Source organism: Paenibacillus cineris (assembly GCF_018333335.1).
Lineage (GTDB): Bacteria > Bacillota > Bacilli > Paenibacillales > Paenibacillaceae > Paenibacillus_AQ > Paenibacillus_AQ favisporus.
This window is the reverse complement of record NZ_BORU01000001.1, coordinates 2,541,590-2,558,210: the sequence shown is the minus strand read 5'-3', so window position 1 is coordinate 2,558,210 and position 16,621 is coordinate 2,541,590. Positions and strand designations below refer to the sequence as shown.

Genomic DNA, 16,621 nt, shown 5'->3' with positions numbered 1-16,621 from the left:
GCTTCATCGTTTAGGGACGAAGCATCAGCTCATAATCATGGTTTGCATCTTGATAGTTTTGCAGCGTCTTCAAAATATCGTTCACGATCAGCTCGCCTGCCGCTCCTTTATGAAATTCTGCCATTTTTCCGCGGATCCGATCGGCTGTCGTCGGCGCCCCGAGAAAATCCCGAAGCTGCTCCGCGAGCTGGCGGACATTGGATGAAATCTGGGCCATGCCGTTGGTTTTAAAATAGCGGGCGTTTTCCCTCTCCTGACCGCCATACGGACTCAGAATAAAAATCGGCAGCTTCAGAATGACGGCTTCGGACAAAGTTATGCCTCCAGCCTTCGTTACGATGCAGGAGGACGCGGCCATCAGATCATGAATGTTTTTGACGTATCCAACAATATTCACCTGCAGCTGACCCGAAAACAGTGTCGTCAATTTTTCATAGGCTTGCTGTTTGCGTCCGCATACGACTGTAATTTCGCAAACTTCCTGGTCAACCAGCAAATGAATGAGCTCCACCAGCTGCTGGAACACCGTAAATGTGCCTGCCATAATCAAAATACGTTTCCCCTTGGCCGCTCCTTGTGCAGCACGGCGCAGCGGGGCTTCAACGGCTGCTGTATAGAATTGGGGCCTCACAGGGATACCCGTAACGCTGATTTTCTCCGCTGCGGCGTCATAGTTTTGGACCATTTGGTTCTTAATCTCGTTAGTAGCCACGTAATACGCGAACGTATCCGGATGAATCCAGCGGGAATGCAGGGCATAATCGGTAATGACCGTAAACGTACGCGCGGCGTGAACGCATTCTCGCTCCGAAATGACGCCGAAAGGGAATGTATTGATGATCGCATCGGGCCGGAAACGGCTGATCGTCTCCAGCATTTTGCCTTTCACGAGTCCGTTCAGGTACCGCATCACCGGCCCGGATGGATTGGAATCTCGGGTCATGTAATAGCTCCAGCCATAATAATCGAAGCCCAATTGGGACGTAAATGTGCTCATTTGATACACTTTCGAGAACAAGGAATTGATTACCGGATGAGCTTCCTTCATGAGGTCAATGATTTGCACCTGGTTGACCTGCTGCGCATGAAAATAGTGCAATAACGCCGAAGATACTTGAAGATGGCCGTCTCCAAAGCCGGCTGTCAAAATCAAAATACGCGGGCGACGGTTAGACATGCTTGTTCCCTCCCTTTGGTCTCATCGGATTGCCAGGCGACACAAGTTGATGCCTGATCCGGTCAGGATGATCTGCCAAGAGTTAACCGTAGTTACGCTGATACGAAAAATCCTTGCCGGGGATGACCAATATATGGTCCAAAATAAACTGCTGCTCTTTCTCGGAAAGGCCGGACCGTTGAATCATATGGCGGATACGTGTTTCCAACTCATGCATGGACTGCAAAAACAAATCCATATCCTGAAGCTTCTCATACATGCCTCTCACTCCCCATCTATATTCAAATTCCATGGCTTCAATTTCATTTAGGACGGTTTCCACAGATTTCGGATCGGTTCGCTGCCCGATGTACGGCCAAGATGTGACAAACCGTACAGGTCTTCCATTGTCCGCAGGACATTTAAATGGGTGATGTTCTGATCAAATACGGCTTGACGAATATGATCCCCCACGATGATCGTCGGGATATGATTCCGGCTGCCGTAATCGTCTTCGTCCCAGGTTAAAATCAGGACGCTGTTGTGGCTTTTCGCCCATTCGACATAAGGGCCCATGTTCTGTTTAAGCCACTTGTCTGCCGACTGGATCGTTCCGTCATGCATATCATGATCCAGGTTAGGGATCACAAAGGAAACGGTCGGAAGCTGGGTGTAATCAGCCGGGAAATCTGTGAATCTCCGGTTTGCCGATTTCGGAATGTTCGTAAAGTTCACCCAGGGACTATGCTTTCTTCCGTACGACTTGTTGGTGCACACGGTCGATCCGACGGAAGGAAGATCTTCGGAGTATCCGGCAAAAGTAAACTTGTGTTTGAACAGCTCGCTTGCCAGATTGGGCACGGTAAACGTATGTCCGCAGGAATCATTGTGAACGCCTTGATCGGACCCGGAAAACAGGATTAAATAATTCGGCTGGCTTGGATGAGCATTGGCATACGATTCGGTGAAATACGCCCCTTGCTTAGTCAGGCTGTTCATATAGGGTGCCGCCCGATTCCCGATGATGTTTTGGCGGGAATGGTTCTCCTCCACGACGATGACGACATGATCGGGAACCTTTGCCGTTTTTCCGCTTTGAGCTGCATTTTGGCCAACGGGTTTCATCGTCTGGGGCTTTGATACTCTTTCCCCAGCCTCCGCTTGCCCAGTTCCCTTGGGCCCGGCACAAGAACACAAAATACTGAGGAGAACAAACAGTATTGAAAATTTACGCATATGCATTAACATTTCACTTCCCTGCTGGCAGTTGATCTTCTTTGTTCACATGCCGGGGCAAAATCTTTGATTCGTATTTTTCATACCATCCGAGACCCGCTTTAAATGAACGGGATACGAACGTGAAGCGTGCCGCAAGATGGTGCACGCCTGCTGCAACAATGATACCGATCAACGCCCCACCCAATACGTCGAACGGATAATGTACACCCGTCCATACCCTGGAGAACGCAATACACGCAGCCAAGATCAGCCAGATGACCCCTTCGCTTCGGCGATATATCACGAAAATCGCGGCAATGGCAAATGTTCCAATAGAGTGATCACTTGGAAATGATGCATTAGCAGGATGCGGGATCAACTGGAGCACCGAATGGGCGACAAACGGACGGTTCCGGTAAAATATGTGGCCGATCACCCAACTGATTCCAAGCCCGATGGCAGCGGAGACGACGGACTCCACCACCATTCTCCGGTTGCTCTCCTTACGGGTGAACCAATAAACCAGCAGACCGGCAAAAAACAAATAAAACGCTCGTTCAGCCAGGATACGCATAACAGGATTCAGGGAGGAAACGGATCTTCCCCACTCGTTAATGACATGAAATAGTTGATAATCGATTTGGCCCATACTCATTCTCATACTCCTTCTGCTTGTTCTGATCTGATAACGATCCGTAGAGATCAGCTTAACGCAGGAATATGAAAATTTAATGAGAATCAACCCATCAATGGCATCGGCTTAGGAGGATACCGCCGGGAACGACAAGGTTACCCGTGTTCCTTCGTCTTCGACGCTCGTCATGACGATCTCGCCTTGATAATGCGAAATGAGATTTTTGGCGATCGCAAGGCCCAGGCCCGTTCCTCCAATCTCCCTGCTGCGGGCCCGGTCCACGCGGTAAAACCGGTCGAAAACATGCTGGATCTCGGCCGTCGGTATGCCGATTCCATAATCTTGAATCGATATGCATACCCGTTTGTTTTCTTCATAGCAGCGAATGTCGATTTCTTTATGTTCCGCTGAATACTTGACTGCATTTTCAATGACGATCAACAGCATCTGCTCCAGGTGAAGCGGGTTGATCCTCAACATTTTACCGGTACCCTCTGCTTTCATACGAAAAGCGAATTCCGGATACAAATCCTCCATCCGCTGAATGGTTTGGGCCATAAACGGTTCGATCCGAATCCGTTCGATATGATCGGTCAATGCCGCTGAATCTGACCTGGACAGTGCCAGGAGCCCTTGTACGAGCCCCTTCAGCCTTCGGACTTCCTGAAGGGACGCATTCAGCGACTCCTCCAGGATGGCCGGATCCTTTTTCCCCCATCGGTTCAGCATGTTCAAGTGACCTTCCAGAATGGTGATGGGCGTGCGCAGCTCATGCGAAGCATCGTCCACGAACTGCTTTTGCTGGCGGAATGACACTTCCAGTTGGTCCATCAGCTCGTTGAACAGGCTGGCCAACTGTGATAATTCATCCCCGTTTCCGATGTTTCCGACGCGTTCCTGAAGCCCGTTTTGCTTCACATTTTGGATGGTAACAGCAAGCGCCTTAACCGGCCGCAAAAACTGTTTCGCGATCGCCCAGCCGCTGGCAGCGCTGATGCATACGGCCAGAAAGCCCCCGATGACCATGACCCACAGCAGCGTCGCGTTAAAATGGTCGAAAGTTTCGAGATTCGTCGCCATTTCGACCGTTCCCGATTCGTTCTTGATCGCAAAGGGTGTCCGGTAAATGAGAATGTGATCCTCTCCATGCCACGCATCCTGCAATGAGCTGGTCGTACTCGGAAGCGGGGTGATCCACTTCGGATTAAAATGGTTCGTGACGAGCAGCAGATTCGCCCCTTTATCGTCAATCAGGCGGATCATTTGATTTTTACCGAGAATATTGCGAATGAAAGAGCTCGCTTCCGGTGATTCCAATGATTCCTTCGTTGCCTGCTGTTCCTGCAAATAGCCCTGGACCTGCGACATCATGACGTGAAGCGCGTCCCGTTCCTGCTTCAGCATCCAGTGCTTCAATACCAGATACTGGGCAAAATTGTACGTAGCGAACAGCAGAAAAATGAGCAGTGTAGCGCCAATCATCAGCTTCCATATGACAGGCAGCCGCTTGAGCCAATCAGTTATTCGCCTCATGTCCGCATCACGTATCCCATGCCGCGTACGGTTTGGATGACGCTTTCTTCTCCGGCAGAATCTAATTTATTTCGCAAATACCGGACATACACATCAACCACATTCGTCTCCACCTGCGAATCGTAGCCCCATACCAAGTCCAGCAGCATATCCCTGGTCTGGACCAGGTTTGGATGCTTCATAAACACGGCCAACAGATCGAATTCACGCTTCGTCAGCTCGATGGGGGTACCGCCCCGGGTAGCTACTCTGGCATCCAGATCCACCGTGATGTCCCTGAATGTCAGAACTGCCCGGTTCGGTTGATCCTGAAGCTCAATCCTGCGGAAAATCGCGCGCATGCGGGCCAGAAGCTCCTCGATGTCAAAAGGTTTGGCGATATAGTCATCGGCACCGCTGTCAAGGCCCTGCACCCGGTCTTCGAGACCGTCTCTCGCCGTGAGCATGATGACCGGGGTACTTTTCGCATTCCGGAGCCTGCGGCACACCTCTACTCCGTCCAAATGAGGCAGCATGATGTCCAGCAGGATCATATCCCATTCCTCCGCCAAAGCGAGCTGAAGTCCACTGGATCCGTCATAGGCGGCCTTCACAAAGAATTGCTCATGCTCGAGTTCGAGCTGGATGAAACGCACCAAGCTCTTTTCGTCTTCTATAATAAGTATCCGTTTCATTGATATCTCCTCCAGGTTACTGCTGCGAAGACAAGTATATTGGAATTTCATGAGAAAATGATGAGAAGATAGGCACTGTTGCCATCAACAATCAGTACTAGTTTGATCATACCTTGGAATTGTAAACAAATGATAATCCTTCCTAACATTTTCTGTATACAAAAAGCAGAGCCTCACAAGAGACCCTGCCTTGAATGCTTTTTATTTTTGGCTGCCTGCATTTTGTCCGTTACTACTCTGTTCATTCGAAGCCTGACTGCTTGCTGTCTGCCCGCCGGAAGCCTGTCCATTGTCGGAAATGACGCGACGAGCGGTTACAAAGGTATGATCCCAGGTGCTTCCTGCAAAATCGGACACCGTCACGCCAATACCAACTCTGTAGGTATGCAGCAGTTGTCCGTTGCCTATATAAATGCTAACGTGATTGATGTCGCCGTCATGATTCGTATCAGAGAAAACCAAGTCCCCTGGCTGTAATTGATCCTTGGACACCGGCGTGCCTACCTGCGATTGCTCTCTTGATGAGCGTGGCAGATCGATGCCGTTTTGCTTGAACACATATTGCGTGAATGAAGAACAATCGAATCCATCCGTTCGGCCGGATGGTGCCCCAAACTGATAACGAACGCCTAGAAATTGTTTGCCTGTCGCGATGACCCGATCCGCCACGGAGCTGTCAGATACCGAGGCTGCGTGAACCGGATGGGCCGGCAGCAGCATGCTTCCGGAAAAAGCAACGGAGAGGCACACGCCGATTCCCATAAAAGTTTTGACGATACGGCTCTTTCTGTTGAGGTTCGTGTTGTTGTTCATAAAGACCCTCCCTAGAAGTCGTATTGGATAAGTGAAATTCATGCGGATTAGTGCTTTACCTTTCACAAACAGTTATAGGCGATAGAAATTAAAAAATGATGAGAATGTCCAATATCCTCCTCAAGCAATTTTATCCAAGCCCATGCCTGCAAAGTAGAAACAAAGTACCGCTTGCTATCACCTTTTATAGGATCCAAATCAACATAGCAACGACTTATGTATCCGAACGCATAAATTGGCCCAGCTTACCGAACCATAACCGATAGCTCATCAATGCCAGCAAAATGCTGGTGAGCGCCGCCGACGAAGCGAACGCAAACATGATCAAAATTTGATAACGGACCGCCTCCAGCGGACTGGCGCCGGCCACGATCATGCCCGTCATCATGCCGGGCAGTTGGACGAGCCCGACGGTCTTCATCCCGTCGATCGTCGGGATCATGCTGGAACGCGCCGAGCGGTTCAGCATGCGATGGATCGCCTGCCGCGGGCTCGCGCCGAGGGACAGCAGCGTTTCCACTTCTCCCCTCGAGGTCACCGCTTCCCGCTTCATTTGGTTCAAAAACAAACTGGACACGACCATGGCGTTGCCGATGGTCATGCCGCTGATCGGGATAACATAACGCGCTGTGAGCGGGATAATGCTTAGAGCGAGCAGCAACCCCATCGTCACAACTTCCGTAATCGTAATGGTCAAACCAACGTACAAATAGATGCGCTTGAGCCCTTTTCCGCGCTTGCCCGCATTCCAGGTAGCTACCGCAATCATAATGACCAGGATGAAGGCAACAAGCAGGAAATGGTGTGTGCCAAATATGTATTGAAGAACAAACCCGACAGCGAGCAGCTGTATCGCGGAGCGAATCGTTCCATATAGAATATCCCGTTCCAGTCCGAGCTTTTGCCATATGGATATGCCGACGGATACCGCAATAAATACAAGCGTAGAAGCCAGTGCGATCAAAGACATGATATTCCTCCCTCGGACAAAGTCCCATTGGAGAGCGACCATACCCTTTCCCCGATCCGTGCCGCTTGGTCGCGATCATGGGATATCCAGGCATAGCCCGTTCCCTCCTGCCGATTGATGTCCGTAATCAAACGCTCAACCGCATATTTACTGACATCATCGAGCGAGGAAGTGATCTCATCCAGCAGCAAAAGCTTGGGGCGCAGCAATAAGGACCGCACTAGAGCCACCCGCTGCTTTTCACCGCCCGAAAGGGTGGAAGCTTCTTTGGACAAGCCCATATCTCCAAGCCCAACGCTTGACATCAGATGAGCCGCATAGGCTGGATCATATTCCGTATGATGCAGCCTGCTCACCGTACGCAGATTATCTTCGATGGAACCCTCAAGCATGACGGGCGTTTGACTGACGTAGCAGACGTTCATCCGCCAGGCTTGTGGATTCCACTCATGCAGTGGCTTTCCGAGCAGAAGCATTTCCCCGCTGTCCGCTTCATCGAGCAGGCCAAGAATGCGCAGCAGGGTGCTTTTGCCTTGGCCGGACGGCCCGACGAATACAATTTTCTCCCCTGCGGGGACGGTGCCGGCGATTTTCGAAAAAATGATTTGATTAGAGACCGAGGATATCGTTTTGCTTAAATTCGTAAATGACAAGATGTTATCGATCATTCATATAAATCTCCTCTGCGTGTGGCTTACTATCGTCGATTACCATCCATTTTAAACATTCGCAGTCGGCTTGTCATGGCTTAAGGATCGATCGGTCTTCACTCATTTGCCTAGTTGTCGTGAGCAAATCGAGCATGCAGAAGCAAATGGAACAAACCGGGAAATAAAAAAGCCGCGAAGATCGCGGCTTATCGAGTATTCAATTCGTTGAGGCAGCGTACCGCCAGATGGCTGTAATATTCCGCAGCCGGGAGCAGCGCGTCCTCTTCCGGATTAAACTTCGGATGATGCAGCGCATAGGGCGAGTTAGACCCTACATATACAAATGCGCCTGGGATGTGCTGGAGATAGTAGGAGAAATCCTCCCCTCCCATGCTTGGTCCAAGCACTTTGGTGACATAGCCGGATTCCTCCGCCGCATCGCTGGCGAACTTGGCCCAATATGCGTCGTTGATCGTGGCTAGCGGTCCGGGATACCATTTCAGCTCGGCCGACACCCCTGCCGATGCTCCGATTCCGTCAATAATTTGCCGGATCGTGTCCGGAATGCGTTTCTGAACCTCCACATCGAGCGTTCTTACCGTTCCTTCGAGCTCCACTGTCCCAGGAAGGACGTTCCATGTGTTCCCACCAGAGATTCGGGTGACGCTGACCACGACGGCATCGAGTGCACTGACCCGGCGGCTGGTGATCGTTTGCAGAGCCAGGATGATTTGGGAGGCGGCGACGATCGCATCGGTCCCTTTCTCAGGCGTTGCCGCATGGGCACCGATTCCGTTAATGACGATTTCGAACCGGTCAACGCCGGCGGTGATGGCGCCTTCGCATGTGCCCAGTTCCCCTACCGCAAGCTCCGGCGAATTGTGAAGGCCGAAGATCGCCGATACGCCCTCCAACCCACCGGAGTCCACCACGTCTTTAGCTCCGTGTCCAGTTTCTTCGGCCGGCTGGAAAATGATCCGTACGGTTCCTTGAAGCTCTTGCTCCTTTTCCTTCAACAGATAGGCGGCTCCCAAGGCGACGGTTGTATGAAAATCGTGGCCGCAAGCATGCATTTTTCCTGCAAACTTGGATCGGAACGGAACGTCCGTCTCTTCATCGATCGGCAGCGCGTCGATATCCGCCCGCAAGGCCATGATCGGTTCCCTGCCAGTGCCGATTTGGGCGATGACCCCCGTCTTAAGGTTGGGTAAATCCAGAATTTCAATATTGGCTTCCTTCAGCCACGCTTTGATTTTGCGCGTCGTTTCGAACTCTTCATTGGATAATTCGGGTTCCAGATGCAGATTGCGGCGGATGTCCACCAAGCGTTCCTGCAGCTTCGCAGCGGAACCGGTATTCGTTATACCGGGATTGGCCATACGAATTCCTCCTTCTAACTCCGATGATGTAGTATACATTGTCATTCTTCAAGGTACCGGCTTAATTCTTCGGTATAGCGCTCAATAAAGTGCAATATCAGCTTCTGCTCGTCCGGGGAATAACTGTCGAAGTCCCGGTCGATATCCGAGCTTCGGGACTCGTGATACCGGTAATGGCCTTCGAATGCAAGCTGTCCAAGCTCCGTCAGCCGGAAATGGACCTCTTTCTTGTTATCCTCCCGCTGGAACTTGCAGATGAGTCCCTTTGAGCCCAATTTGGCGATCGTCTTGGAGGCGGTTCCCTTGGTGATGTTCAATATGCCGGCAAGCTCCGTCAGATTGGAGTCCTGATGCCTTCCAATGGCTTCAATCATATGGATTTCCGAATAATACAGCAGCATGCCGGACACATATTCTTTTGGTTTTTTATTCAGGAGATTATAAATTTCAAACATCCGTCCCAAGGCCAGGTCCACTTGAATATGAAACTGATCCAATACAAACGCTCCTCTAAATTGTTGTGTTCGTCAGAAACATTCACCTCATCTTATCCATTCTTCCAAAATCCGTCAACCAAACGCAAGGACCCATCGTGAAATTATGAAATGAACCTTTTCCAATGCCAGCTAGTATCGTCTAAAAAGTGTCGCCCAGCATCGGTCGGACCGTTAGCTCTTCGACGACCGCCTGCGGACTTAAAGACAAGATGGCTGCAACCAGCAAACCGATGTCGCTGCCTTCCAGCAGTCGGTCCGGGGCTGTTCGCTCATTGGGAACGCGTCGCTCGGTAAAGGTACCGCCGGGATGGATCAGCGTCACACCGACTCCGGCAGGCTTCAGTTCCTCCCGCAGACCGAGCGTGTAATTTCGGAGCGCCGCTTTGGAAATGCCGTACAGCGAGGTATCCGCCCGCAGTCCGGCCGTCGACCCGATGACCAGAATGCGTGGGTATTCACCTTGGCGGATCAGCGGAAGCAAAGTTCGCACCCAATTGTAGTTGGATACGACATTGGCCAGAAGGATGCGTTCCAGCTCTTCACCCTTTGGCTCTGTAACAGAACGGGTGTCATCGAAGAAAGCTGCAGCGTTTAAGACGAGAACGTCCGGTTGGAATTGATGTTCCTTCATATATATAATGAGCCGATCCGGAGTTTCCTCGCTCGTCTGGTCTGCCGTGAAAACCAGTGCATTTCCACCAAGCGAGGTTCGCGCTTCGGCCAATGATTCCCCGTTCCGCCCCACCAGCAGCAGTTCATGACCGGCGATGGACAGCTGCCGGGCAATCTCAAGTCCGATCCCCCGGCTGCCCCCCGTAATGATGACTCTCATCGAAATCCCCCATATCATCCGGTCTTTAGTCCCTTTGATTCGGTTAAATAAAATACTCCGTGTCATGGCTCTGGACCGGGTTGTTGATCGCCATATAAATCTTTTCCACAATACTCAAGAGCTCCATATCGTTCCGGTTACGAGGCCGATCGAACGGAACGTCGAAGATTTGCTGGATGCGGCCGGGACGCGGACTGAGAAGGACAATCCTTGTCGCCAAATAGACGGCTTCAGCTACATCATGCGTAATAAAAAAGATCGTCTTCTTCTCTTTCTCCCAAATACGTATCATTTCGTCCTGCAAGGTCAACCGTGTCAAATGATCCACCGCGCTGAAAGGCTCGTCCATAAGGATAACCCGCGGATCGGCTACCAGCGTCCGGGCAAGCCCGGCGCGCTGCCTCATGCCCCCGGAGAGCTGATGTGGATACTTGTCCTCGAAACCAGCCAAGCCTACAAGCTCGATCGTCTTTTGAACTTTGGCGCGCCGCTCCTCGCGGCTGACGCCGGCAATCTCCAAGCCGAATTCGATATTGCGGCGGATGCTCCGCCAAGGGAACAACGCGGAATCCTGAAACACGACGCCGATGTCACGGCTGGTTCCGGCTTGCGGAACCTGATCCAGCAGCACCTCTCCGCTCGTCTGGGATAGCAGGCCCGCGGTAATTTCCAGGAGCGTGCTTTTTCCGCAACCGCTTGGACCAAGCACGCACACAAATTCCCCGTCCTGCACCGTCAGGTTAATGTCGTGCAGCGCATAGGTTTGCTCTTCATCGATGTTTTCGTATTCCTTGGTAATATGCCGAAGCTCGATAGTCGGCATGACATCAGCTCCTTTCCCGCTTCCCCATTTAATTGTTCGCCTTGTATTTCCCCAGCTTCAGCCTTTTGGCGACGCGCTCCGCAAACGTGTTGTCGAATGTGCCGTCGACCGAAATTTTGTCCCGCTGCATGCCGTATTGATTCAGCAGATCCTCGGTCACTTGCAGGCGGTTTTTATCAACGATCGGATCGTTCTCCCAGAGGACGATTTCCGATTCGATTGCAGTACGTGCCGTCTTCTCATCAAGGTTCAAATACTTGGCTGCCCAAGGCAGGAATTCATCCAGATGCGTCTTGGCGTATTCGTTGGCATAGAAATACACTTCGAGCACGCGTTCGACTACTTCTGGCTGCTCATTGATCAGCTTCTCGCTGGCTACCAGCACGCCGGTTTGGTATTTCGGCATAAACTCCCAAGTCTTGGCCAGCACATTGCCCTTACCGGCTTGCTCCGCCATCGTTGCGAACGGCTGGTGAATAATCGTGGCATCGACTTCACCCGACTCAAACGTCGCGTAGGCGGATTGATACACGCCGTTCGGCACAAGCTGAACATCCTTTTTCGGATCGATGCCGTTCTGCGAGAGCACCTCCATCAAGGTGAGCGGCATACCTCCGATCGGCTGCGCAGAACCTATTTTTTTGCCTTTCAAGTCGGCGAACGACTTGATTTCGGGCTTGGCGATAATCCAGTAAGCCCCGCGGCTTCTCCACATATTGCTGACGACTTTAATTTTCACCCCGTTCACAATGGCAGGGATATAGGTTCCGGGATCCCCGTCGGCGATGTCGACCTCTCCGGCACCGAAAGCCGCAACCGGGTTAATCGTATCGACAAAGTTTAAATGAATGCCGGCATCCTCATACCAGCCTTTATCAATGGCAAACTGATTGGCAATTCCGGTCATCCCTTTGGAAAAACCGGCCGTAAGGTTGACTTCCTTGTTATCCCGCCCTTTCCATGGCGGAACCCCTGAAGCGATATCCACAGTTGTATTGTCCAGTGTACTTGAAGCTGCCTCCGTGCCGTTTCCAGCTTCGGCAGAACCAGTGGAGCTGGAGGAAGCGGGAGCATTCTTGGAAGGCGAGCCGCAAGCGGCGAGCGTGAAAACCAGGGACAATGAGATAACACCGCTAATTGATTTGCGTAACCATTGATTTGAGTACATGTTCCTCTTTCCCACCCTTTGTACAATGTATAATTTTATAATCAGGCGATCCGGCTCGGCATCCATCGGCGGCATACCAATCTCTCGATCAGGTTGATCAGCCCGACGAACAGAACGGATAACACCGTCACCACAATGATAACTAAATATAATCTTGGCGTATTCAGCACAGCCTGAGACTCATTCAGCAGGAAACCAAGCCCATTCTTCGCTGCTGCCATCTCGGCAAATACGACGCCGGTGATCGCCGTCGCCGCCGTCACACGCAGCCCGTTGAAAATGGAAGGAAGCGCCGAAGGCAGCAAAACCTTGAATACCGTTTGCGCCCGGCTCGCCTTAAACACTTTGGCCAGCTTCAAATGCTCCGTTCGGGTCTGCTTGGAACCCGTAACGGTGTTATACAAAATGTTAAAAAAACAGAAAAGAATGACCAGGACGACCTTGCTCTTGAAGCCGATGCCGAACCATACAATGAGCAGCGGCATGATAGCCGTCTTTGGAATGGCCATGATCGCCGCCATCAGCGGGTCGATCAGCTTTTCCAATAACGGGAATGAGACGAACAGCACTCCAAGCCCGATGCCCGCCACCGCCGAAATGAGATACCCTACCGCAACCTCTTGCAGGGAAACGGACAAATGCGGCCAAAGTGTGTTTTCTTTGAGCATATATACGAACTCCTGTACGATCTGGGAAGGGGAAGCCAAGAATACCCGGCTCACCCACTCCTTGGACACCGCCAGCTGCATGCCCGCCAGCAGTACGGCAATAAATGCGATTTGAACAAATCGGATCCATAGGTTTTTCGCTTTAGTGTCTTTTCTGGTACGTAACGCCATGCGATGACTCTCCTTTCCTTCAGGCGTCCCCTACGACTACTTCAAATGATAGAAAGAACCGTGAATGTTGACGTACTGCTCAGGTGAGCCTTCCTGACCGCTGTTCAGTCCGACTAGAAACGGACGCTCTCCCCTTGATTGCAAGTACTCCCTTGCGGGTCCCTCTTGATCGGGCTCCAGAAAAACCAGTTGGAACGTACCCAGAAAAATGACTTGTTTCTTGCCCTTCCAATAGTCGTCATAGACGGCTTCCCCGGCCTCTAAGTGGAGCCATTTCGTCCATCTGCCGACCGTCTTTCCCAAGTCGCGAACCGTAAACGCCACATAATCCAGAGTTATGGGACCCCGGGCATGATCCGTAATGGTGCCGTTTGCCGTCAGTTCGGCCCTTCTGTCTTCATCGGAATCGTTCCATTGGATGAAGAATGGCAGCGGCAGTCCTTCGTCAGGCAATCCTGCGAACAACAGCTTCCATTCCAGCAGTTTTCCGTCCGGCCTTCTGCGGGAACAATCTACAGGACCGATCACCTGATTGCCCTCGGCGGCCAGCTGCTCCGCCAACTCATCAATTTGCTCCGTCCGCAGCGCGATCCGGCTGAGCCCTTCGACATAACCGTCACCTGCCAGCGTATCCACGAGCCCGTAACGTTGGGTATCCTGGTGGGGAGGCAGCAGCTTCGGGTCAAAAATGCCGATCCATTCAATATAGCGAAGATCAAAATACGTTAGCGCGTTGTACGTTCCTACCGATTCGTGCCTCCCGCCGTTCACCGTATGAATCCCCAGCCCTGCAAGTTCTTCCGGCGCTTGCTCAGGTTTATTCACAAAATGTACGGCATGATCAAACGTTAATTGGACTCCCATGGTTCGCTCCTCCTTGGCTTGTTTAAGGATGAATGATAATCTTGCCGAAAAATTCCCGTTCTTCGATCAAACGGTGCGCTTCCCTGATCTCTTCCAGCGGCAGTACGCGGTCGATGACAGGCTTCAGTTTTTTACGGCTTACCAAATCCAGCAGCGTATGCAGATCTCCCTCTCCCCAGCCGTTGGAGCCGATGATCGAAATCTCACGGACCCATACGTACCGGAGGTCCGTAACGGCCTCGAATCCCGTCGTCGCTCCGCAGGTCAGAATCCGTCCTCCTTTGCGCGTCGCTTTGATGCTCTGCGGCCAGGTGGCTTTGCCGGTATAGTCAACGACAATATCCGCGCCTTGCTTGTCCGTCAAAGCCCATACTTCCTTGGAAAAATCGGTTTTGCTGTAATTGATCACATGATCCGCTCCAAGCTCCTTCAACTTCTCCGCCTTGCTGTCCGATCCGGCTGCCGCAATAATGCGTGCCCCTGCCAGCTTAGCGATCAGCACCGCGGCATTCCCTACGCCGCCGCTAGCCCCCAAGATGACGATCGTTTCGTTGGCCTGAAGCCTGCCCTGCGTAATCAGCATCCGCCAGGCCGTTCCATAAGCGATCGGAAGTGCAGCCGCCTCGTCAAAGGAGATGTCTTCCGGTAGAGGAATCAAATTGATTGCCGGAACCTTTACGTATTCCGCCAGTCCACCCGTCGTATCCTCACCGAGTGCCCCTTTGCCCGGGATATGCGGATCGATCAGGACCCGGTCACCGGGATTAACGTTCGTGACCCCGGATCCGATCTCTTCGACGACGCCGGCGACATCTCCACCTGAAATATGGGGCAGCTCCAGTTTTCTTCCTGGAATCCCTCTCCTGACGAATATATCCAAATGGTTCAGGGATACCGCCTTAACTCTGACTAGAACTTCTCCATGACCGGCTTCTGGTTTCGGATAATCCCCCACCACCACATTGTTTCGATCTCCATGTTCAAGAATCAGCGCTGCTTTCATATCGATTTGCCCACTCCTTTTTGTAATTGTTCGGCCAACATTTGTTTGAGCCGCGTCCGATCCACTTTCCCCGGACCGGTCAGCGGAAAAGCGTCCAATTCGTAAATCTCGCGAGGATGCGCATAGGCCGGTCCCCGCTCGATGAAGAAGCGCTTGATTTCCTCACGATCGGTGGGATGATTCAACACGACATATGCTACCGGCACCTCACCCTTGAGTTCGTGAGGGACCGGAAGAACACAGGCATCCTCGACATGCGGGTGCTGGAGCAGGATGTTTTCGACTTCCTTCGGATAGACGTTTTCGCCGCCTACGTTGATCATGTCGTCCTTGCGTCCAACAATGTAGACATAACCCTCATCGTCCTGCCACGCCATATCTCCTGTTTTGAGCCAGCCGTCTGAGGTGATCCGTTTGCGCGTCACGTCCGGCAGATTCCAATAGCCGTCCGCTACGCCGGGGTTACTCACCCACAATTCGCCTATCGTTCCTTCCAGGACATCTGCTTCTGTCTCATTCACGATCCGAATCGAACATCCCGGCAGCGGAAAGCCGGCCGATCCCGGCTTGTGCAGACCTTTACGCGATTCCAGCACAACCGGTCCTCCTTCGGTAAGGCCGTAACCTTCATACACCTCGATGCCCATCCACTGCTTGATGTCCTCCAAGAGTTCAACCGGCGTATCGGACGACCCGCATATCGCATACTTCAGTGAGCTGAGATCATAAGAAGCGGATGACTCTTTCAGGTGAGTCACAAGCATGCGGTACAGGGCTGGAACGCCGGAAATATAAGTGGCCCGATGCGTCCCGATCGCATGAAAAATAGCCGCTGGCTCAGGCGCCGGTAGGATAACGGCAGATGACCCGGAATAAAACACCGCCTTCATGGACAGCATGGCATTCTTATGATAAAGAGGCAGGGATATCACGATCCGGTCTTCCGGCTGCAAGTCGCGGATTTCGGCAATCGACGTTACGTTCCACAGCTGACCGCTGTGAGTGAGGCGGCACCCTTTGGGATTTCCCGTAGATCCGGAAGTGTACGGAAGCAGGCATAAATCGCCTCCGCGGGTCGGATACAGGTCCAACTGGGTATCCTGTGACGATAGTATTTCATCATACACCAATGAATTCAGCCCGTGATCGTCCGGATGTGATTCCGTCGTGCAGATGACGCTTGCCGCGACATCAGCCTCCTGATGAATGATCTTTGCCTTGTCCCCCATAGATGAGTGGTAGACCAGCAAGCGGCTGCCGCTATCCCTGTAAATATAAGCAAGCGTATCTGCGCCCAGCTTCGAATTCATCGGCACCGGAACCGCTCCTATGGTCATCAGTCCGAAGCAGATTTCCAAAAACCTGAAGTCATTGATGAATAGCACGGCCACCCGGTCTCCGGGCTCAACACCGAGTCCGGCAAACAAATTGCCCGCCTGGTTTGTACGGCTCCGAAGCTCATCGTAGTTTATCGTTCTCCCTTGGGCAATGATCGCAGGACTTAAAGGAGCACGGGCTGCCGAGGAACGAATGATTTCTGCAAAATTGTAAGAGTTCATCGCTGCTCC

18 protein-coding genes are annotated in these 16,621 nt (G+C 52.0%); all 18 read right to left on the bottom strand.

What is annotated here, in order from left to right; translation table 11 throughout:
• Window positions 1-10 precede the first annotated feature (10 nt).
• The 18 genes from KI379_RS12025 to KI379_RS11940 all read right to left on the bottom strand — a co-directional run bounded on the left by KI379_RS12025 (window position 11) and on the right by KI379_RS11940 (window position 16,612).
• A complete protein-coding gene (locus KI379_RS12025) occupies window positions 11-1,177 on the bottom strand; it encodes an MGDG synthase family glycosyltransferase (RefSeq protein WP_212983691.1) in 1,167 nt (388 codons plus the stop codon).
• A gap of 82 nt (window positions 1,178-1,259) precedes the next feature.
• Window positions 1,260-1,436, bottom strand: coding sequence for a hypothetical protein (locus KI379_RS12020; protein WP_179231966.1), 177 nt, complete (start codon window positions 1,434-1,436; stop codon window positions 1,260-1,262).
• A 47-nt stretch (window positions 1,437-1,483) separates the two neighbouring features.
• Window positions 1,484-2,281 carry an alkaline phosphatase family protein gene (locus KI379_RS12015; RefSeq protein WP_212983690.1) on the bottom strand — a complete coding sequence of 266 codons (798 nt, stop codon included), beginning with the start codon at window positions 2,279-2,281 and terminating at the stop codon, window positions 1,484-1,486.
• A 124-nt stretch (window positions 2,282-2,405) separates the two neighbouring features.
• Entirely contained in the window at window positions 2,406-3,029 is a 624-nt protein-coding gene (locus KI379_RS12010; RefSeq protein ID WP_244879267.1) for an undecaprenyl-diphosphatase, read from the bottom strand.
• Between the two features lie 105 nt (window positions 3,030-3,134).
• Entirely contained in the window at window positions 3,135-4,541 is a 1,407-nt protein-coding gene (locus tag KI379_RS12005) for a HAMP domain-containing sensor histidine kinase (protein WP_212983689.1), read from the bottom strand.
• Window positions 4,538-5,215, bottom strand: a complete 678-nt coding sequence (locus KI379_RS12000) for a response regulator transcription factor (protein ID WP_145133766.1) — start codon at window positions 5,213-5,215, stop codon at window positions 4,538-4,540. The genes KI379_RS12005 and KI379_RS12000 overlap by 4 nt, the downstream gene beginning before the upstream one ends.
• Window positions 5,216-5,416: 201 nt before the next feature.
• Window positions 5,417-6,028: a C40 family peptidase gene (locus tag KI379_RS11995; protein ID WP_212983688.1), complete on the bottom strand. Its 612-nt coding sequence runs from the start codon at window positions 6,026-6,028 to the stop codon at window positions 5,417-5,419.
• Between the two features lie 214 nt (window positions 6,029-6,242).
• Window positions 6,243-6,998: an ABC transporter permease gene (locus KI379_RS11990; protein ID WP_076165886.1), complete on the bottom strand. Its 756-nt coding sequence runs from the start codon at window positions 6,996-6,998 to the stop codon at window positions 6,243-6,245.
• A complete protein-coding gene (locus KI379_RS11985) occupies window positions 6,989-7,666 on the bottom strand; it encodes an ABC transporter ATP-binding protein (RefSeq protein WP_076165889.1) in 678 nt (225 codons plus the stop codon). The genes KI379_RS11990 and KI379_RS11985 overlap by 10 nt, the downstream gene beginning before the upstream one ends.
• 188 nt (window positions 7,667-7,854) lie before the next feature.
• Window positions 7,855-9,027 (bottom strand): amidohydrolase, encoded by a 1,173-nt coding sequence (locus tag KI379_RS11980; RefSeq protein ID WP_076165892.1) that lies wholly within the window; start codon window positions 9,025-9,027, stop codon window positions 7,855-7,857.
• Between the two features lie 41 nt (window positions 9,028-9,068).
• Window positions 9,069-9,524: a MarR family winged helix-turn-helix transcriptional regulator gene (locus KI379_RS11975; RefSeq protein ID WP_145133775.1), complete on the bottom strand. Its 456-nt coding sequence runs from the start codon at window positions 9,522-9,524 to the stop codon at window positions 9,069-9,071.
• Window positions 9,525-9,663: 139 nt separating this feature from the next.
• On the bottom strand, window positions 9,664-10,356 hold the full coding sequence (locus tag KI379_RS11970) for an SDR family oxidoreductase (RefSeq protein ID WP_212983687.1): 693 nt from the start codon (window positions 10,354-10,356) through the stop codon (window positions 9,664-9,666).
• A gap of 43 nt (window positions 10,357-10,399) precedes the next feature.
• The gene (locus KI379_RS11965; protein WP_076165900.1) at window positions 10,400-11,179 is read right to left on the bottom strand and encodes an ABC transporter ATP-binding protein; all 780 of its coding nucleotides are present in this window, start codon (window positions 11,177-11,179) and stop codon (window positions 10,400-10,402) included.
• A gap of 28 nt (window positions 11,180-11,207) precedes the next feature.
• Complete coding sequence (locus tag KI379_RS11960; protein ID WP_212983686.1) at window positions 11,208-12,299, bottom strand: ABC transporter substrate-binding protein; 1,092 nt, start codon at window positions 12,297-12,299, stop codon at window positions 11,208-11,210.
• Between the two features lie 89 nt (window positions 12,300-12,388).
• On the bottom strand, window positions 12,389-13,186 hold the full coding sequence (locus KI379_RS11955) for an ABC transporter permease (protein ID WP_212983685.1): 798 nt from the start codon (window positions 13,184-13,186) through the stop codon (window positions 12,389-12,391).
• Between the two features lie 36 nt (window positions 13,187-13,222).
• Window positions 13,223-14,050 carry a VOC family protein gene (locus KI379_RS11950; RefSeq protein WP_212983684.1) on the bottom strand — a complete coding sequence of 276 codons (828 nt, stop codon included), beginning with the start codon at window positions 14,048-14,050 and terminating at the stop codon, window positions 13,223-13,225.
• A gap of 22 nt (window positions 14,051-14,072) precedes the next feature.
• Window positions 14,073-15,053: a zinc-binding dehydrogenase gene (locus KI379_RS11945; RefSeq protein WP_076165914.1), complete on the bottom strand. Its 981-nt coding sequence runs from the start codon at window positions 15,051-15,053 to the stop codon at window positions 14,073-14,075.
• Entirely contained in the window at window positions 15,050-16,612 is a 1,563-nt protein-coding gene (locus KI379_RS11940; RefSeq protein ID WP_212983683.1) for a class I adenylate-forming enzyme family protein, read from the bottom strand. The genes KI379_RS11945 and KI379_RS11940 overlap by 4 nt, the downstream gene beginning before the upstream one ends.
• Between the last annotated feature and the right edge of the window lie 9 nt (window positions 16,613-16,621).